Below are 15,611 nucleotides of genomic sequence, written 5' to 3'. Positions count from 1 at the left end.
GCCGTCTCGTCGGGTTTCCGGATGAACACCTCCCTCGAATGGGTGATCCGGTTCACTCTGCGCGAGAGGGGGTGAGCGGTGCGTGATGGGCTCGGTAGCATCAAGCACCGGCCCGGACGGCGTGAGCCGACCGCCGGTCGACGCTGCCGGAGGTGCCCATGAGCGCAGAGGCCACGAACGAACGCCCCAGCCGCCGCAAACGCGGCCCCCGGATCGACCTGAGACGGCTGGGCCGCGCGGCGCTCGGCGGTTCGGGGGCCCGCGGCCGGCTCCCCGACGCCCTGGAGCACGTCGCCAAGGCGCACCGGGCCCACCACCCCGGGGCCGATCTGGACCTCCTGCGCCGCGCCTATCTGTTCGCGGAGTCCTCGCACCGGGGGCAGACGCGCAAGAGCGGCGGCCCGTTCATCACCCACCCGCTCGCCGTCACCCTGATCCTCGCCGAACTCGGCGCGGAGACCACGACGTTGACGGCCTCCCTGCTGCACGACACCGTCGAGGACACCGAGGTGACACTCGATCAGGTGGGCGAGCGGTTCGGCGCGGAGGTGCGGTTCCTCGTCGACGGGGTCACCAAGCTGGAGAAGGTCGACTACGGCGCCGCGGCCGAGCCCGAGACGTTCCGCAAGATGCTGGTGGCCACCGGCAACGACGTCCGCGTGATGTCCATCAAGCTCGCCGACCGGCTGCACAACATGCGCACCCTCGGCGTGATGCGCCCCGAGAAACAGGCCCGGATCGCCAAGGTGACGCGGGACGTGCTGATCCCGCTCGCCGAGCGGCTGGGCGTCCAGGTGCTCAAGGCCGAACTGGAGGACCTGGTCTTCGCCATCCTCCACCCCGAGGAGTACGCCGCCACCCGGGAGGCCGTCCTCGCCCACGCCGGCCGCCCGGACCCGCTGCGGGCCACGGCGGCACGGGTCCGCGCGGTGCTCCGCGAGGCCGGCGTCACCGCCGAAGTGCACGTCCGGCCCCGGCACTTCGTCTCCGTGCACCGGGTGCTGCTCAAGCGCGGCGAGGTGACGGCCTCGGACCTGGGGCGGCTGCTCGTCCTCGTCGGGGAGGACGCGGACTGCTACGCGGTCCTGGGCGAGCTGCACACCTGCTTCACCCCGTACATCTCGGAGTTCAAGGACTTCATCGCCGTCCCCAAGTTCAACCTCTACCAGTCGCTGCACACCGCCATCGCCGGCGAGGGCGGCCAGGTGGCCGAAGTCCTCATCCGCACCCACCAGATGCACCGGGTCGCCGAGGCCGGGGTGATCGCCCTCGGCAACCCCTACGCCGCCGCCGAGGCCCCCGACGCGGCCGAGGGCGAGCGCGCCGACCCCACCCGCCCCGGCTGGCTCTCCCGCCTCCTGGAGTGGCAGCGGTCCGCCCCCGACCCGGACACCTTCTGGACCTCGCTCCGCGACGAGCTCGCCCAGGACCGGGAGATCACCGTCTTCCGCGCCGACGGCGGCACCATCGGCCTCCCCGCCGGCTCCAGCTGCGTCGACGCCGCCTACGCGCAGTACGGGCAGGGCGGCCACACCTGTATCGGCGCCCGGGTCAACGGGCGGCTGGTCGCCCTCGGGACGGTCCTGCGCGACGGCGACACCCTCCAGCTGCTGATGTCCCCGGACACCGCCTCCGGGCCGTCCCCCGACTGGCGCGAGCACGCCCGTACGCCCGCGGCCCGGATCGCCATCGGCCGCTGGTTCGCCACCCACCCGGCGCCCGACCCCGCGGCGGACCACGGCCCCGCCGGTCCCGTCGGCCCCGCGCCGTCCCTGCCCCCCGCCGCCCGGCCCGGCGCCCGCGGCCCGGCCCCCGCGGCCCGGGAACCGGTCGTGCTCGGCTGCGCCGAGGCGGGCCTCGCCGACGCCGGCGCGCGGCTGGCCGGCTGCTGCACCCCCGTGCCCCCGGACGAGGTCACCGGCTTCGCCGTCCGCGGCGGCGCCGTGACGGTGCACCGCGCCGAGTGCCCGGCGGTGGCGCGGATGACCGCGGCCGGCCGGCGGCGGATCGCCGTGCGCTGGCGCCGGCCCGACGGCTCCGGGCCCGGGGACTTCCGCGTCACCCTGCGCGCCGAGTCGTTCAGCCGCCCGCACCTGCTCGCCGACCTCACCGAGGCCATCGCGGCAGAGGGCGTCGCCGTCATCTCGGCGGCCGTCGAACCACCCCACGAGCAGCGCGTCCGCCACACGTACACGCTCCAACTCCCGGACGCCTCCCACCTCCCGGACCTGATGCGCGCCATGCGCCGGGTGCCCGGCGTGTACGACGTGGGGCGCGCCGGCCGGCCCGCCGCCGCGCCCCTGTGACCGTAGTGAGCCCGGAGGCGTACGCGCCCCCGGCGTACCGCCCGTACGGGTGGGACCGCGCGCGCCGCGCCCCGGAGACGACGGCGCGCTGATAGCGGTGGACGCATGCCGCACTCTCCCGGGGCACGCCCCCCGCAGCACCGCCGCAGGCTCCGCCGCGCCGCCCTCGCCGCCGCCGTGCCGCTGCTGCTCCTGACCGCCGCCGCGCCGCCGCCCGCCCCGCTGGGCATCGGCGACCGGCTCTTCCCCTACCTCGGCAATCCGGGCTACCACGTCACCGACTACGCCCTCGCCTTCGACTACCGGGGGAACGACAGGCCGCTGGACGCCGTGACCACCATCGAGGCGCGGTCCACCGAGCGGCTGGAGCGGTTCAACCTCGACTTCGCCCGGGGCACCGTGCGCTCGGTCGAGGTGAACGGGGCGCGCGCGGAGTTCACCCCCGTCGAGGAGGACCTCGTCGTCACCCCGGCCCACCCGGTGCCCCGCCACACGCCGTTCACCGTCACCGTCCACCACACCAGTGACCCCCGGGGCGGGGACGGCGGCTGGGTCACCACCAAGGACGGGCTGGTCATGGCCAATCAGGCGGACGCGGCGCACCGCGTCTTCCCGAGCAGCGACCACCCCTCCGAGAAGGCGGACTTCACCTTCCGGATCCGCGCCCCCAAGGACCTCACCGTCGTCGCCAACGGCGTCGCCGCCGGGCACACCACCCGGGGCGCCACCACCACCTGGACGTACCGCACCCGCCACCCCATGGCCACCGAGCTCGCCCAGGTGTCCATCGGCCGCTCCGCGATCCTGAAGTCCACCGGACCGCACGACCTCCCGCTGCGCAGCGTCGTGCCGGCCGGCCGGCGGGACGGGCTGGCGCCCTGGGTCGCCAAGACCCCGGAGCACCTGGCCTGGCTGGAACACCGGCTCGGCCGGTACCCCTTCGAGAACTACGGCGTGCTCCTGGCCGAGGCGACGACCGGATTCGAGCTGGAGACCCAGACCCTCTCCCTCTTCGAGGCCGACCTGTTCACCAAGCGCTCCTTCCCCGCCTGGTACCTGGAGTCGGTCATGGTCCACGAGCTGGCGCACCAGTGGTTCGGCGACAGCGTCACCCCCCGCACCTGGGGCGACCTCTGGCTCAACGAGGCCCACGCCACCTGGTACGAGTCCGAGTACGCCGAGTCCAAGGGCGGCCGCAAGCTGGTCGACCGGATGCGCCGGGCGTACGAGTACTCCGACCTGATGCGGGCCGACGCCGGCCCGCCCGCCGCCCTCAAGCAGCCCGCCCCCGGCAAGAAGGTCGCCATCTTCCGGCCGGTCGTCTACGACGGCGGCGCCCTGGTGCTCTACGCCCTCCGGGAGAAGATCGGCGCCCGCGCCTTCGAGGAGCTGGAGCGCGCCTGGGTCGACCGGTACGCGGACCGGACGGTGACCACCGCCGACTTCGTGGCCCTCGCCTCGAAGACCGCCCACCGCGACCTCTCGGGCTTCCTGCACCCCTGGCTCTACGACACCGCCACCCCGCCCATGCCCGGCCACCCCGACTGGAAGGTCACCGGGAAACCCGCGTGACGGCCCCCGCGCGGCATGGGACCATCTTGGGGTCGGCCGGCGCGGCGCGGGCCCGGGAATCACCGGGGAGCGTCCGGCGTTGTCGACATGTGGGTCCCCACCCGGGGACACCACCGTGCGCCCAGCACGACCCGACGAAGCAAAGGATCACATGACCTCCACTTCTTCCCTTCCCCAGGACCGGCAGGACCGGCAGAGCCTCCCGGAGAGCCTTCGGGCCGACGCCCTGATGGAAGAGGACGTCGCCTGGAGCCACGAGATCGACGGGGAGCGGGACGGGGACCAGTACGACCGCTCCGAGCGCGCGGCGCTGCGCCGCGTCGCGGGCCTGTCCACCGAGCTGGAGGACGTCACCGAGGTCGAGTACCGGCAGCTGCGCCTGGAGCGCGTGGTGCTGGTGGGCGTCTGGACGTCCGGCACGGTGCGGGACGCCGAGAACTCCCTGGCGGAGCTCGCCGCGCTCGCGGAGACCGCGGGCGCCCAGGTCCTGGACGGCGTGGTCCAGCGCCGCGACAAGCCGGACCCGGCCACGTACATCGGCTCCGGCAAGGCCCAGGAGCTGCGGGACATCGTCCTGGAGTCCGGCGCCGACACCGTCGTCTGCGACGGTGAGCTCAGCCCCGGCCAGCTCATCCACCTCGAGGACGTCGTCAAGGTCAAGGTGGTCGACCGCACCGCCCTGATCCTCGACATCTTCGCCCAGCACGCCAAGTCCCGTGAGGGCAAGGCGCAGGTCTCCCTCGCGCAGATGCAGTACATGCTGCCCCGGCTGCGCGGCTGGGGTCAGTCGCTGTCCCGGCAGATGGGTGGCGGCGGTTCCGGTTCCTCGGGCGGCGGCATGGCCACCCGTGGTCCCGGTGAGACGAAGATCGAGACGGACCGGCGGCGGATCCGCGAGAAGATGGCGCGGATGCGCCGGGAGATCGCGGAGATGAAGACCGGGCGCGACCTCAAGCGCCAGGAGCGCCGTCGCAACAAGGTGCCCTCGGTCGCCATCGCCGGCTACACCAACGCCGGAAAGTCCTCGCTGCTCAACCGCCTCACCGGCGCCGGTGTCCTGGTGGAGAACTCGCTGTTCGCCACCCTGGACCCGACCGTCCGACGGGCCGAGACGCCCGGCGGCCGGCTCTACACGCTGGCCGACACCGTCGGTTTCGTCCGCCACCTGCCGCACCACCTCGTCGAGGCGTTCCGCTCCACCATGGAGGAGGTCGGCGACTCCGACCTCATCCTGCACGTGGTGGACGGCTCGCACCCGGCGCCGGAGGAGCAGCTGGCGGCGGTCCGCGAGGTGATCCGCGACGTGGGCGCGCTCGACGTGCCCGAGATCGTCGTCGTCAACAAGGCGGACGCGGCCGACCCGCTCGTCCTGCAGCGCCTGCTGCGCGTCGAGCGGAACGCGATCGCGGTCTCCGCCCGCTCCGGCGAGGGCATCGACGAGCTGCTCGCGCTGATCGACGAGCAGTTGCCGCGCCCGGCGATCGAGGTCGAGGCGCTGGTGCCGTACACCCAGGGCGCGCTGACCGCCCGGATCCACTCCGAGGGCGAGATCCTGTCCGAGGAGCACACGGCGGAGGGCACCCTGGTCAAGGCCCGGGTGCACGAGGAACTGGCCGCGGAGCTGCGGCCGTTCGTCCAGGCCGCCTGACCCGGTACGTGCATGAGGTGAAGGGCCCGCCCCCCTCGGGGGACGGGCCCTTCACCGTTGCGCCCGTCGTCAGCGCCTGGCCGCGAACTTCTTGCTGACGGCCTGGTAGATGCCCTTGGCCTCCGGGCCCAGGTGCGGCCCGGCGAGCCAGCGGCTGTCGGACGGGCCGACGGAGGTGTTGGACACCAGCACCGCCTTGCCGCCCGGGCCGACGCGGAACCAGCCGCCGCCCGAGGAACCGCCGGTCATCGTGCAGCCGATGCGGTACATCGTCGGCTGCGCGCTGTCCAGGGTGAGCCGCCCGGGGCGGTCGACGCAGTCGTACATCCGCTGCCCGTCGAAGGGCGGCGCGGCCGGGTAGCCCCAGGCGCCCATCGAGGAGATGGACTTCACCTGCGGGGCGTCGAAGTCCACGGCCAGCGCGGTGCCGACGGTCTCCTCCAGCGACTTGCCCGAGCCCTGCTCCGGCTTCACGTGCAGCACGGCGAAGTCGTACGGGGCGCCCGCGCCGCCGCTGGACGCGCCCTGCGCGATCCACTGGCCGGAGGTCTGCGCCCAGTCCGCCCACCACACGCCGTACGGCGCGACCTGCTCCACCGGCGCGCTGTTGACCTGCGAGGCGGGCAGGCCCCGGTTGTTGTAGGACGGCACGAAGGCGATGTTGCGGTACCAGCCGCCCTTCTGGCCCGCGTGCACGCAGTGGCCCGCCGTCCACACCAGGTTGGACTTGCCCGGGTGTGCCGGGTCCTTGACGACCGTCGCCGAGCAGACCATGTGGCCCTGGGGGCTGTCGAAGAAGACCTTGCCGACCGGGGCGGCGTTGTCGCTGTACGGCCGCTTCACCTCACGGGCCTTCACCGCCCGCGGCTCCGGGTCGGTGACCCCCTGGTCGCCCTGGGACGAACCGCCCGGGGGAGTCCCGGGAGCGTCCTTGACGGTCTTGTCACTGGATCGGGCGTCCTTCATCGAGTCGGGCTTCCAGTGCCCCTCGATGATCGGGTTGATGAAGTCCCGGGCCTCCCGCAGCCACCGGTCCTTGTCCCACTTCTTCCAGGCGCCGCCCTTCCACTTCTCCAGGTCCTGGAGGGTGAGCCCCTTGGGGAGCTTGAAGCCGTCCAGGCCCTGGGCGCTCGCCGACGCGGTGGGCTTGTCGCCACCGGCCGCGTCGTCGTCGGACGGGCCGCAGGCGGCGGTCAGCGCCAGCACGGACGCGACGGCGACCGCGGCCAGGGTGCGCGGCCCCCGCCGGCGGGCGACGGGCGGGCGTTGGGATGACATGGAGTGTTCTCCCCCGTTCGGTGACACATGTGCGGGTGCGTGTCCGCGTCCGCGTACCTGTCCGCGCGGACTTGTCATGCACCGCCCCGGTGGCGGGGCAGGGACACCCTACGCCGCCGCCGCGGGGGACGGGCCGGGGTGGCGCGCCTGGGACCGGTGCGGCACGCGCCGCACTCCCGCTCCCGCTTCCCTTCTGCTTCTCTTCCGGGCACCCGTGATCCGGACGGCCCGGCGTCGTTGGTACGTACGGGGGACGTCCGGCGTTCAACAGGAGGAGGACACAGGTCGTGGCCTTGACCCAGCCACCGGCGGTGCTCTCGGCGGGCCGCGGCGCCCCGCGCCCGGAGCCGCCCGCCCGCGCGTACGCCTGCCCGCTGCCCGTCGTCCCCGCGCGCGCCCGGGGCCTGACGGTCGAGACGGCCGACGGCCGCCGCTACCTCGACTGCTTCCCCGGCGGCGGCGCGCTCGTCCTCGGCCACCACCACCCGGTGGTCCGCGAGGCCGTCCGCTCCGCGCTCGCCCGCGGCCTCCCGCCGGCCGAGGTCTTCGCCGACGAACTGCGCGCCACCCTCCCCGGCCGGCTGGCCGACCACGCCCGCCTCCACTTCTGCCCGCCGACCCGCGCGGCGGCGCTCGCGGCGGCGCTGGCGCTGGCGGCGGGCGCCCGGGGGCTCGTCGAGATCGTTCGCGACGGGGAGGGAGCCGGCGGTTCGCGCCGGACGGGCACAGGGGATGGCGGGACATGCGAAGACGCGGGCGGCGAGGGCTTCTTCCGGGCTCGCGACCTCGCGGCGGGCCGGGCGGCCGCCGGCGGCCCGGGGGCCGGGCCCGGCGCGGACGGTGACCCAGCCGTGGCCCGGGTGATCGCCGGTCGCCCGGGATCCGGGCCCGGCGGGGACGGGGGAGGGGACCACCCGGCCCGCGCCGCCGCCGCGGCCCGAGTGCTCGGCAGCGGCGGCCTTGCCGGGGCGGTGCCCGGCAGTGGAGCCGGCGCGCCGACCTGCGACCCGGCCTCCGCCCACGCGGAGGGCCCGGGCCCGGCCGAAACCGTCCCCGGGGCCAGCGACCGTACGCTCCTCGTCGCCGACGAGACGCGCACCGGCCCCGGCCGCACCGGCGCCTTCTGGGACGTGGAGCACACCGGCCGCGTCCCCGACGTCATGGTCCTGGCCGGCGCCATCGGCGGCGGACTGCCGCTCGCCCTCCTCGTCCACGGCGGCGACGTGCCCGCCGCCCTCCCGGAGCGGGACGCCCACGGCAACCGGCTCGCCATGGCGGCCGGCGCGGCCACCCTGCGCCACATCCGGGAGAACGGCCTGGCCCCACGGGCCGCGGCCCTGGGCGCGCGGATGCTCTCCCGGCTCCGCCGGGCCGCCGCCGGCCACGGCCCGGTCGCCGGCGTCCACGGCCGCGGCCTGCTGCTGGGCGTCACCTGCGCCGACGCCACCGCGGCCGAGGCGGTCCGCCGCGCCTGCCTCCGCCGCGGCCTCCTCGTCGGAACGGACGACGACCCGCGCCTGCTGCGCCTCCTGCCCCCTCTCACCCTCACCGACGAACAGGCGGAAGCCGTACTCGACCGCTTCACCGACGCGGTCGGCGCCGTGAGCGGAGGCTCGCGGGCGGGCGGACCGGTGGCGGTCGCCGCCGCGCGCTCCGGCCTGCCGGCCGTGCCCGCCGCGCCCCCGGCTCCCGCCGGAGCCGCCGGCCGGGAACGCACGCCGGGGGCGTCCGAACGGCGCGGACTCACCGCGGTGGCACCGACGGCCGCCGGCGTGGCGGCAGCCGGAGCCACCACGCCGGCGCCGGGAGCATCCGAACGCCGTGGTCCACGCCCGGTGACGACGACGGTCGCCGGCCCGATGGCCGGCGGTACGTCGGAGCCGGGTGAGGCGTCCGGGGAGCACGAGGCGCCGCGCAGGGGAGCGGCCGAGGCCCCCGTGGCCCCCGGCCCGGCAGGCACAGTGCCCGACGCGCACGATGGCCCCGCCGCCGCGGCCGGGGGCCGGGGCGTCCCGGGGCCCGAGAAGGACGCGGTGCCGCCGGGATCCGCCCGGCGGGCCGCCGCCCCGGGGCCGTCCGCCGGCTCACGGAAGCCCGCCACCCCACGGAAGGAGGCAGGCGCGGCCCCGGCCTGACGGCCCGGCCCGCCGCACCGTATGAACGCACGCCCCGCCACGCCGACGACCCCCGCACCTCGCGCACCCGAGGCCCCGCTCCGTCCGAGCGCCGTGTCGGTCGCACCCCGTTCCGTACCTCTAGTACCGCCTGTACCGCCCATGCCGCCGGTGCCGCGCAACGGCGGCCGGTCGCGGACGGCTCTCGACGCACCCGCCGACCCCTGTGCCTCCGGCGACACCCTCGGTCCCTTCGGCCACCCCGACCCCCTCGACCACCCCGACCCCGCGACCGCCGCCGACAGCGCCGCCGTCGACGCCCTCCTGCGCTGCTGGGTGCGCGAGCACGACGTCGACCGGCCGCCGGGCCCCTGCCTCCAACTGCCGCTCGCCACCGACGGGAACGTCCTCCACGTCCCCGTCCGCTACTGGTCGGCCACCGGGCGGCACCGGTTCGGTGCTCCGACGCTGCTCAACGCCCCGGACGGCGCCCCCGCCCTGGACGCCGTCACCCTGGCCGCGCTGCTCGGCCGGGAGGCGGCGCACAGCGGGGGCCGGGGGAGCGCGGCCGGCCTCGCCGGGCTGGTCGGCCGGGTCGCCGACTCCGTACGCAGGACGGCGGTCTTCGTCGAGGACCGCCGGGCCCGCCCGGCCGACCCCGCCGACGACGCCCTCTTCCTGCACGGGGAGCAGGCGTCGTTCCTGGGCCACCCCTGGCACCCCGCGCCGCAGAGCCGCGAGGGCTTCTCCGCCGCCGAGTCCCCGCGGTACGCGCCCGAGTGCCGCGGCGGCTTCCCGCTGCACTGGCTGGCCGTCCATCGGTCCGTCCTGGCCGCCGACTCCGCCTGGACGGAACGCGGCCGGCCCGTCGAGGCGGCGACCCTGGCCGCCCGCCTCCTTCCCGCGGAGCCCGGGCCGCGCCTCCCGCCCGACACCGTGCCGCTGCCCCTCCACCCCTGGCAGGCACGCGACGTCCGCTGCCGTCCCGCCGTCGCCGAACTCCTCGACGCCGGGCTGCTGCACGACCTGGGGCCGCACGGCGCGCCCTGGTACGCGACCTCCTCGGTCCGCACCGTGCACCGGCCCGACGCCCCGGTGATGATCAAGCTCGCGCTGGGCGTACGCCTCGCCGGCCGCACCCGCGAGCCGAGCCGGGCGGAGCTGCGCCGCGGCGTCGCCCTGCACCGGCTGCTGCGCGGCGGCCTCGCCGAGCGCTGGCGCGCGGCCTGCCCCGGCGGCCTGGGCTCCGACGTGGTGCGCGACCCCGCCTGGCTCGCCGTCGACGCCCCGGGCGGCGGCCCGGTGCCCGGCCTCGCCGCCGTCCTCCGGCACAACCCCTTCGGCCCCGGCGACGACGCCGTCTGCCTCGCCGGTCTGACCTCCCTCCGCCCCTGGCCGGGCCGTACGGCACCGGCCGGGCATCCGGCCGTCTCGTCCCGGCTCGCCGAGACCGTTCACGGGCTCGCCCGGCGCACCGGCCGGCCGGTCCCGGTGATCGCCGTCGAATGGTTCCTGCGCTACCTCGGGGCCGTCGTCCGCCCGCTCCTCTGGCTCGACGGCGAGGCGGGCGTCGTCCTCGCGGCGCACCAGCAGAACACCCTCGTTCTGCTGGACCGGGACGGCTGGCCGGTCGGCGGCCGGTACCGGGGCGGGCAGCACGCCGGATTCCGGGAGTCCGCGCGGGACGCGCTCACCGCCCGGCTGCCGGCCCTCGCCGCGGACGACGAGGAGGCGTTCCTGCCGGACGGGACGGCGGACGAGCGGTTCGCCCACCACCTGGGCTGCGACAACGTCCTCGGGCTGATCGGCGCGTTCGGCTCCCGGCGGCTCGCCGACGAACGGATCCTGCTGGCGGCCTTCCGCCGGTTCCTCGCCCACGCCGCCACCGGTCCGGGCGCCACCCGCTCGTCCCTGCCCCGCCGCCTGCTCGACGCGCCCACCCTGCGCTGCCCGGCCCACCTGCTGGGCGAGCTGGCCGGGGACGGCGCCGGGCCGCCGTACGTCACGATCGCCAACCCCCTTGCGGGGCCGGGGTGATGAGGCCGGTGGAAGCGGTGGTGCCGGGCGGCGGAGCGGGGCGGTTGTCGCGGACGGGGCCCGCGATGTCGGTGCCGCCCCGTAGGCTGGAGAGGCTATGACTGCCACCCCCGCGCCCTCCGCGTCTCCTGCCCCGTCCGGGTCCCGGCCCGACCTCACCGCCCTGCTGCACGCGGCCGTCACCGCGGTCGGCGGCACCGAGCGCCCCGGCCAGGTCGCCATGGCCGAGGCGGTCGCCGAGGCCATCGACGGCACCTCGCACCTGCTGGTCCAGGCGGGGACGGGCACCGGAAAGTCCCTCGGCTACCTCGTGCCCGCCCTGGCGCACGGGGAGCGGGTGGTGGTCGCCACCGCGACGCTCGCGCTCCAGCGCCAGCTCGTCGAGCGCGATCTGCCGCGGACGGTCGAGGCGCTGCACCCGGTGCTGCGCAGGCGCCCCGAGTTCGCCATGCTCAAGGGCCGGTCCAACTATCTGTGTCTCCACCGGCTGCACGAGGGCGTGCCGCAGGAGGAGGAAGACGGCCTCTTCGACCCCTTCGAGGCGGCGGCCCCCACCAGCAAGCTCGGCAAGGACCTGCTCCGCCTGCGCGACTGGTCGGACGAGACGGAGACCGGCGACCGGGACGACCTCACCCCGGGCGTCTCCGACCGCGCCTGGTCCCAGGTCTCGGTCACCTCACGGGAGTGCCTGTCCGCCTCGAAGTGCGCCTACGGCGCCGAGTGCTTCGCGGAGGCCGCCCGGGAGCGGGCCAAGCTCGCCGACGTCGTCGTCACCAACCACGCCCTGCTCGCCATCGACGCCATCGAGGGCGCCCCGGTGCTGCCCCAGCACGAGGTGCTGATCGTCGACGAGGCGCACGAGCTGGTCTCCCGCGTCACCGGCGTGGCCACCGGCGAGCTCACCCCGGGCCGCGTCAACCAGGCCGTCCGGCGCGCGGCCAAGCTCGTCGACGAGAAGGTCGCCGACGCGCTCCAGACGGCGGCCGAGAGCTTCGAGCGGCTGATGGAGCTGGCCCTGCCCGGGCGGCTCGAGGAGATCCCCGAGGACCTCGGCTACGTCCTGGTGTCGCTGCGGGACGCGGCGCGGACGGTGGTCTCGGCGCTCGGTACGACGCGCGACAAGTCCGTCCAGGATGAGGACGCCGTCCGCAAGCAGGCGCTCGCCGCGGTGGAGAACGTGCACGCCGTCGCCGAGCGCATCGTGGCGGGCTCCGAGCACGACGTCGTCTGGTTCGAGCGGCACGACCGCTACGGCGCGTCCCTGCGGGTGGCCCCGCTCTCGGTCTCCGGGCTGCTGCGGGAGAAGCTGTTCAGCGAGCGGTCCGTGGTGCTCACCTCCGCCACGCTCAAGCTCGGCGGCGACTTCAACGGGGTCGGCGCCTCGCTCGGCCTCGCGCCCGAGGGCGTCACCGGGGAGGACCTGCCGGCGTGGAAGGGCGTGGACGTCGGCTCGCCGTTCGACTACCCCAAGCAGGGCATCCTCTACGTGGCCAAGCACCTCTCCCAGCCCGGCCGGGAGGGCGGCCGGGCCGACATGCTGGACGAGCTGGCCGAGCTCATCGAGGCCGCGGGCGGGCGGACGCTCGGCCTCTTCTCGTCGATGCGCGCCGCGCAGGCCGCGGCCGAGGCGCTGCGCGGCCGGCTCGACACCCCGATCCTGCTCCAGGGCGAGGACACCCTCGGCGAGCTGATCAAGAACTTCTCGGCGGATCCGGCGACGTGCCTGTTCGGCACGCTGTCGCTCTGGCAGGGCGTCGACGTGCCGGGGCCGAGTTGCCAGCTCGTCGTGATGGACCGGGTGCCCTTCCCGCGCCCGGACGACCCGCTGATGAGCGCCCGGCAGCGGGCGGTCGAGCAGGCGGGCGGCAACGGCTTCATGTCCGTCGCCGCGACGCACGCCGCCCTGCTGATGGCCCAGGGCGCCGGGCGCCTCGTACGGGCCACGGGCGACCGGGGCGTGGTGGCGGTGCTCGACCCGCGGCTGGAGACGGCACGCTATGGGTCGTTCCTGCGCGCTTCCCTGCCGGATTTCTGGTACACGACCAACCGCAATCAGGTCCGCCGCTCGCTGGCGGCCATCGACGCGGCGGCGAAGGCGGAGAATCGCTGAGCGGGTATTTCCGTTCGCAATGCGGGCGTTCGCAATGCGGTGGCGGGGAATTCGGGTGTGATCCGTTCCCCCGTTTCGCTCGCGACACCCCGGGGGAAAGGGCGCGGCGAACACCGCGCCGGTCGTGGACAGAGAAGAGCCCCGGAACCGGCGCAGTGATTCCGGGGCCCGGTCTCGGCCCGCTCAGACCCGCCGCAGGACGGCCACGACCTTGCCCAGGATCGTGGCCTCGTCGCCGGGGATGGGCTGGTAGGCGGCGTTGTGCGGCAGCAGCCACACATGGCCGTCCTCGCGCCGGAAGCGCTTGACCGTCGCCTCCCCGTCGAGCATCGCGGCCACGATGTCACCGTTCTCCGCGACCGGCTGGCGGCGGACCGTCACCCAGTCCCCGTCACAGATCGCGGCCTCGATCATGGAGTCGCCGACCACCTTGAGGACGAACAGCTCGCCGTCGCCCACCAGCTGCCGGGGGAGGGGGAAGACGTCCTCGACCGACTCCTCCGCGAGGATCGGGCCGCCCGCAGCGATCCGGCCGACGAGCGGCACGTAGGATGCGGCGGGTTTGCCGGTGGTGTCCGTCGGCTGGGAGCTGGGCTGGTCGGAGCCGCGCACCTCGTAGGCGCGGGGGCGGTGCGGGTCCCTGCGCAGGAAGCCCTTGCGCTCCAGCGCCATCAGCTGGTGCGCGACCGAGGAGGTGCTGGACAGCCCCACCGCCTGGCCGATCTCGCGCATGGACGGTGGGTAGCCGCGCCGCTGCACCGAGTCCCGGATGACCTCGATGACGCGCCGCTGCCGGTCCGTGAGGCCGGAGCTGTCCGCGCGGATTCCGGGTGGCCGCCCGGGGAGCGAGCGGGCCGGCTTCTGCCCGTCGTTGTTCATGCCGGTGTCGTTCATCTGATGTGTCTGGTCGAGTCGGTTCTGGGAGCGGTCCTGGGCGGTGATGGTGGCGCTGTTTGCGGTGGTGGTCACGTCGGCCCCTCTCGAAATGTTCTCCCTAGCTGGACAACGGTAGTTGCTTTCGAAAGGTTGCGCCAAACACACGTTCGAGTGAAATATCGCCGATTCGCTGACTTGATCAGGCGTGAGGGTGTACGAGCGAAGATCAATTCCGCTCGCGACCGTCCCCGGCCGGCTTCGCCGCGTCCGTGGAGCGCGTGCGATTCCGGGGAATTCCGGGGTTTCCCGGAGCCGGTCCTTCCATGGCTCCACTCGCCCCATCGTTCCCGGCCGCGCGGGAATTCCCGCAATTCACGGCTCCGGAGAGCCCGCGTGCGACGGGGCGGGCGGGGCGGGACGGTTCCCACCGCGCGCCCGAGGCGACGCCGCCTTCCCGGGGCGACGCGTGGTGCGCGGTGGCACCAGTGTGGCATCCGCCCGGACGCCGGCGCCCCCGAGGGTCCGCCGCCGCGCCGCTCGCGTACCCTCGATGTCGGCCTCACGAGGCCCGCGTCCGGCCGTGCCGCGACCTCGGGCCGCCCTCGTCGGCGGCCTCGCCGACGGCCGTTCGAGCGCCTCCGGCCGGCCTCGCGGACGGCTCTCCAGCAGCCTCGCGGCGCGCCGCGCGCGCCACTCCGTCCGCCGCGTCCCGACGGCCCTCAGGCGGCCCGCCGACGCCCCTCCGGGGGCCCTTTCCCGGCCCCCGCCCCCGGCCGCGCGCCGCGACACGCGCTGGGCCCGCTTGGCGACCGGACACCAGATCTAGTGGTTTGATGGCGTCAGTCGCCCACAAGTTGTGGTCGGTGGCCGATCCCGGTCATCCCCACCCATGGCCATCGCCTATGCTGGGGGCTGCTTCGCGGGGCCCTGTCGCCAGGGCCGGCCGGAGCCGTGGATCGTGCACGTCCCCCGGGTCTCCCGGGGTTGTCGTCGAGGGTGAAGGAAGGTGGAGAGCCATGCACTGCCCCTTCTGCAGGCACCCCGACAGCCGAGTCGTCGACAGCCGGACCACGGACGACGGCTGCTCGATCCGCAGGCGCCGCCAGTGCCCCGACTGCTCCCGCAGGTTCACGACGGTCGAGACCGCGTCCCTGATGGTGATCAAGCGGAGCGGCGTGACCGAGCCGTTCAGCCGCACCAAGGTGATCTCCGGTGTGCGGAAGGCGTGCCAGGGCCGCCCCGTCACCGAGGACGCCCTGGCCAAGCTCGGCCAGCGGGTCGAGGAGGCCGTGCGCGCCACCGGCAGCGCCGAGCTCACCACGCACGACGTCGGCCTCGCCATACTCGGTCCGCTCAAGGACCTCGACCTCGTGGCCTACCTGCGGTTCGCGTCCGTGTACCAGGCGTTCGACTCGCTCGAGGACTTCGAGGCGGCCGTCGCCGAACTGCGCGGCGGCATTCCCGGCGCCCCCGACGGCGCCGGCCAGGAGGGCCGGGACGGCCCCGCGAAGGATGCCGGCGGGCGCGGCGGGGACGTCGGCGTCCCCGCGCCCGCCACGGCCGCCGACTGAGCGGCCCCATACGAGACCTGCCCGGTGCGCTCCCGCGCACCCGGGCGAACGACACACATCGCGCCATGGAAGAAATGTGCGCACAAGGGCGTTTTCGCC

At 75.2% G+C, this 15,611-nt stretch carries 9 protein-coding genes; 7 read left to right on the top strand and 2 right to left on the bottom strand.

Translation table 11 applies throughout. The features are described from left to right. Positions 1 to 158 precede the first annotated feature (158 nt). The 3 genes from ACH4PU_RS29125 to hflX all read left to right on the top strand — a co-directional run bounded on the left by ACH4PU_RS29125 (position 159) and on the right by hflX (position 5,526). The gene (locus tag ACH4PU_RS29125) at positions 159 to 2,306 is read left to right on the top strand and encodes a RelA/SpoT family protein (protein WP_398278346.1); all 2,148 of its coding nucleotides are present in this window, start codon (positions 159 to 161) and stop codon (positions 2,304 to 2,306) included. Positions 2,307 to 2,411: 105 nt separating this feature from the next. After that, the gene (locus tag ACH4PU_RS29120; protein ID WP_398278343.1) at positions 2,412 to 3,878 is read left to right on the top strand and encodes a M1 family metallopeptidase; all 1,467 of its coding nucleotides are present in this window, start codon (positions 2,412 to 2,414) and stop codon (positions 3,876 to 3,878) included. A 151-nt stretch (positions 3,879 to 4,029) separates the two neighbouring features. Continuing rightward, positions 4,030 to 5,526 carry a GTPase HflX gene (gene hflX, locus ACH4PU_RS29115; protein ID WP_398278340.1) on the top strand — a complete coding sequence of 499 codons (1,497 nt, stop codon included), beginning with the start codon at positions 4,030 to 4,032 and terminating at the stop codon, positions 5,524 to 5,526. Between the two features lie 69 nt (positions 5,527 to 5,595). On the opposite strand, the gene ACH4PU_RS29110 is transcribed toward hflX, so the two are convergent. Continuing rightward, positions 5,596 to 6,804 (bottom strand): trypsin-like serine peptidase, encoded by a 1,209-nt coding sequence (locus ACH4PU_RS29110; protein ID WP_398278337.1) that lies wholly within the window; start codon positions 6,802 to 6,804, stop codon positions 5,596 to 5,598. 287 nt (positions 6,805 to 7,091) lie between these two features. On the opposite strand from ACH4PU_RS29110, the gene ACH4PU_RS29105 reads away from it, so the two are divergent. The 3 genes from ACH4PU_RS29105 (at position 7,092) to ACH4PU_RS29095 (ending at position 13,065) form a co-directional block, all read left to right on the top strand. Next, a complete protein-coding gene (locus ACH4PU_RS29105) occupies positions 7,092 to 8,939 on the top strand; it encodes an aminotransferase class III-fold pyridoxal phosphate-dependent enzyme (protein ID WP_398278334.1) in 1,848 nt (615 codons plus the stop codon). A gap of 21 nt (positions 8,940 to 8,960) precedes the next feature. After that, on the top strand, positions 8,961 to 10,955 hold the full coding sequence (locus ACH4PU_RS29100; RefSeq protein WP_398278331.1) for an IucA/IucC family protein: 1,995 nt from the start codon (positions 8,961 to 8,963) through the stop codon (positions 10,953 to 10,955). Positions 10,956 to 11,052: 97 nt separating this feature from the next. Then, positions 11,053 to 13,065, top strand: a complete 2,013-nt coding sequence (locus tag ACH4PU_RS29095) for an ATP-dependent DNA helicase (RefSeq protein ID WP_398278328.1) — start codon at positions 11,053 to 11,055, stop codon at positions 13,063 to 13,065. A 183-nt stretch (positions 13,066 to 13,248) separates the two neighbouring features. Here ACH4PU_RS29095 and lexA read toward each other — a convergent pair whose 3' ends face one another. Next, positions 13,249 to 14,034: a transcriptional repressor LexA gene (gene lexA, locus ACH4PU_RS29090; protein WP_398278325.1), complete on the bottom strand. Its 786-nt coding sequence runs from the start codon at positions 14,032 to 14,034 to the stop codon at positions 13,249 to 13,251. Between the two features lie 923 nt (positions 14,035 to 14,957). Between lexA and nrdR the strand changes: the two genes are divergently transcribed. After that, positions 14,958 to 15,512 (top strand): transcriptional regulator NrdR, encoded by a 555-nt coding sequence (gene nrdR / locus ACH4PU_RS29085; protein ID WP_185943331.1) that lies wholly within the window; start codon positions 14,958 to 14,960, stop codon positions 15,510 to 15,512. The last annotated feature ends 99 nt before the right edge of the window (positions 15,513 to 15,611 follow it).

This window comes from Streptomyces sp. NPDC021100 (assembly GCF_044333095.1).
GTDB lineage: Bacteria > Actinomycetota > Actinomycetes > Streptomycetales > Streptomycetaceae > Streptomyces.
This window is presented reverse-complemented; position numbering and strand designations above follow the sequence as displayed.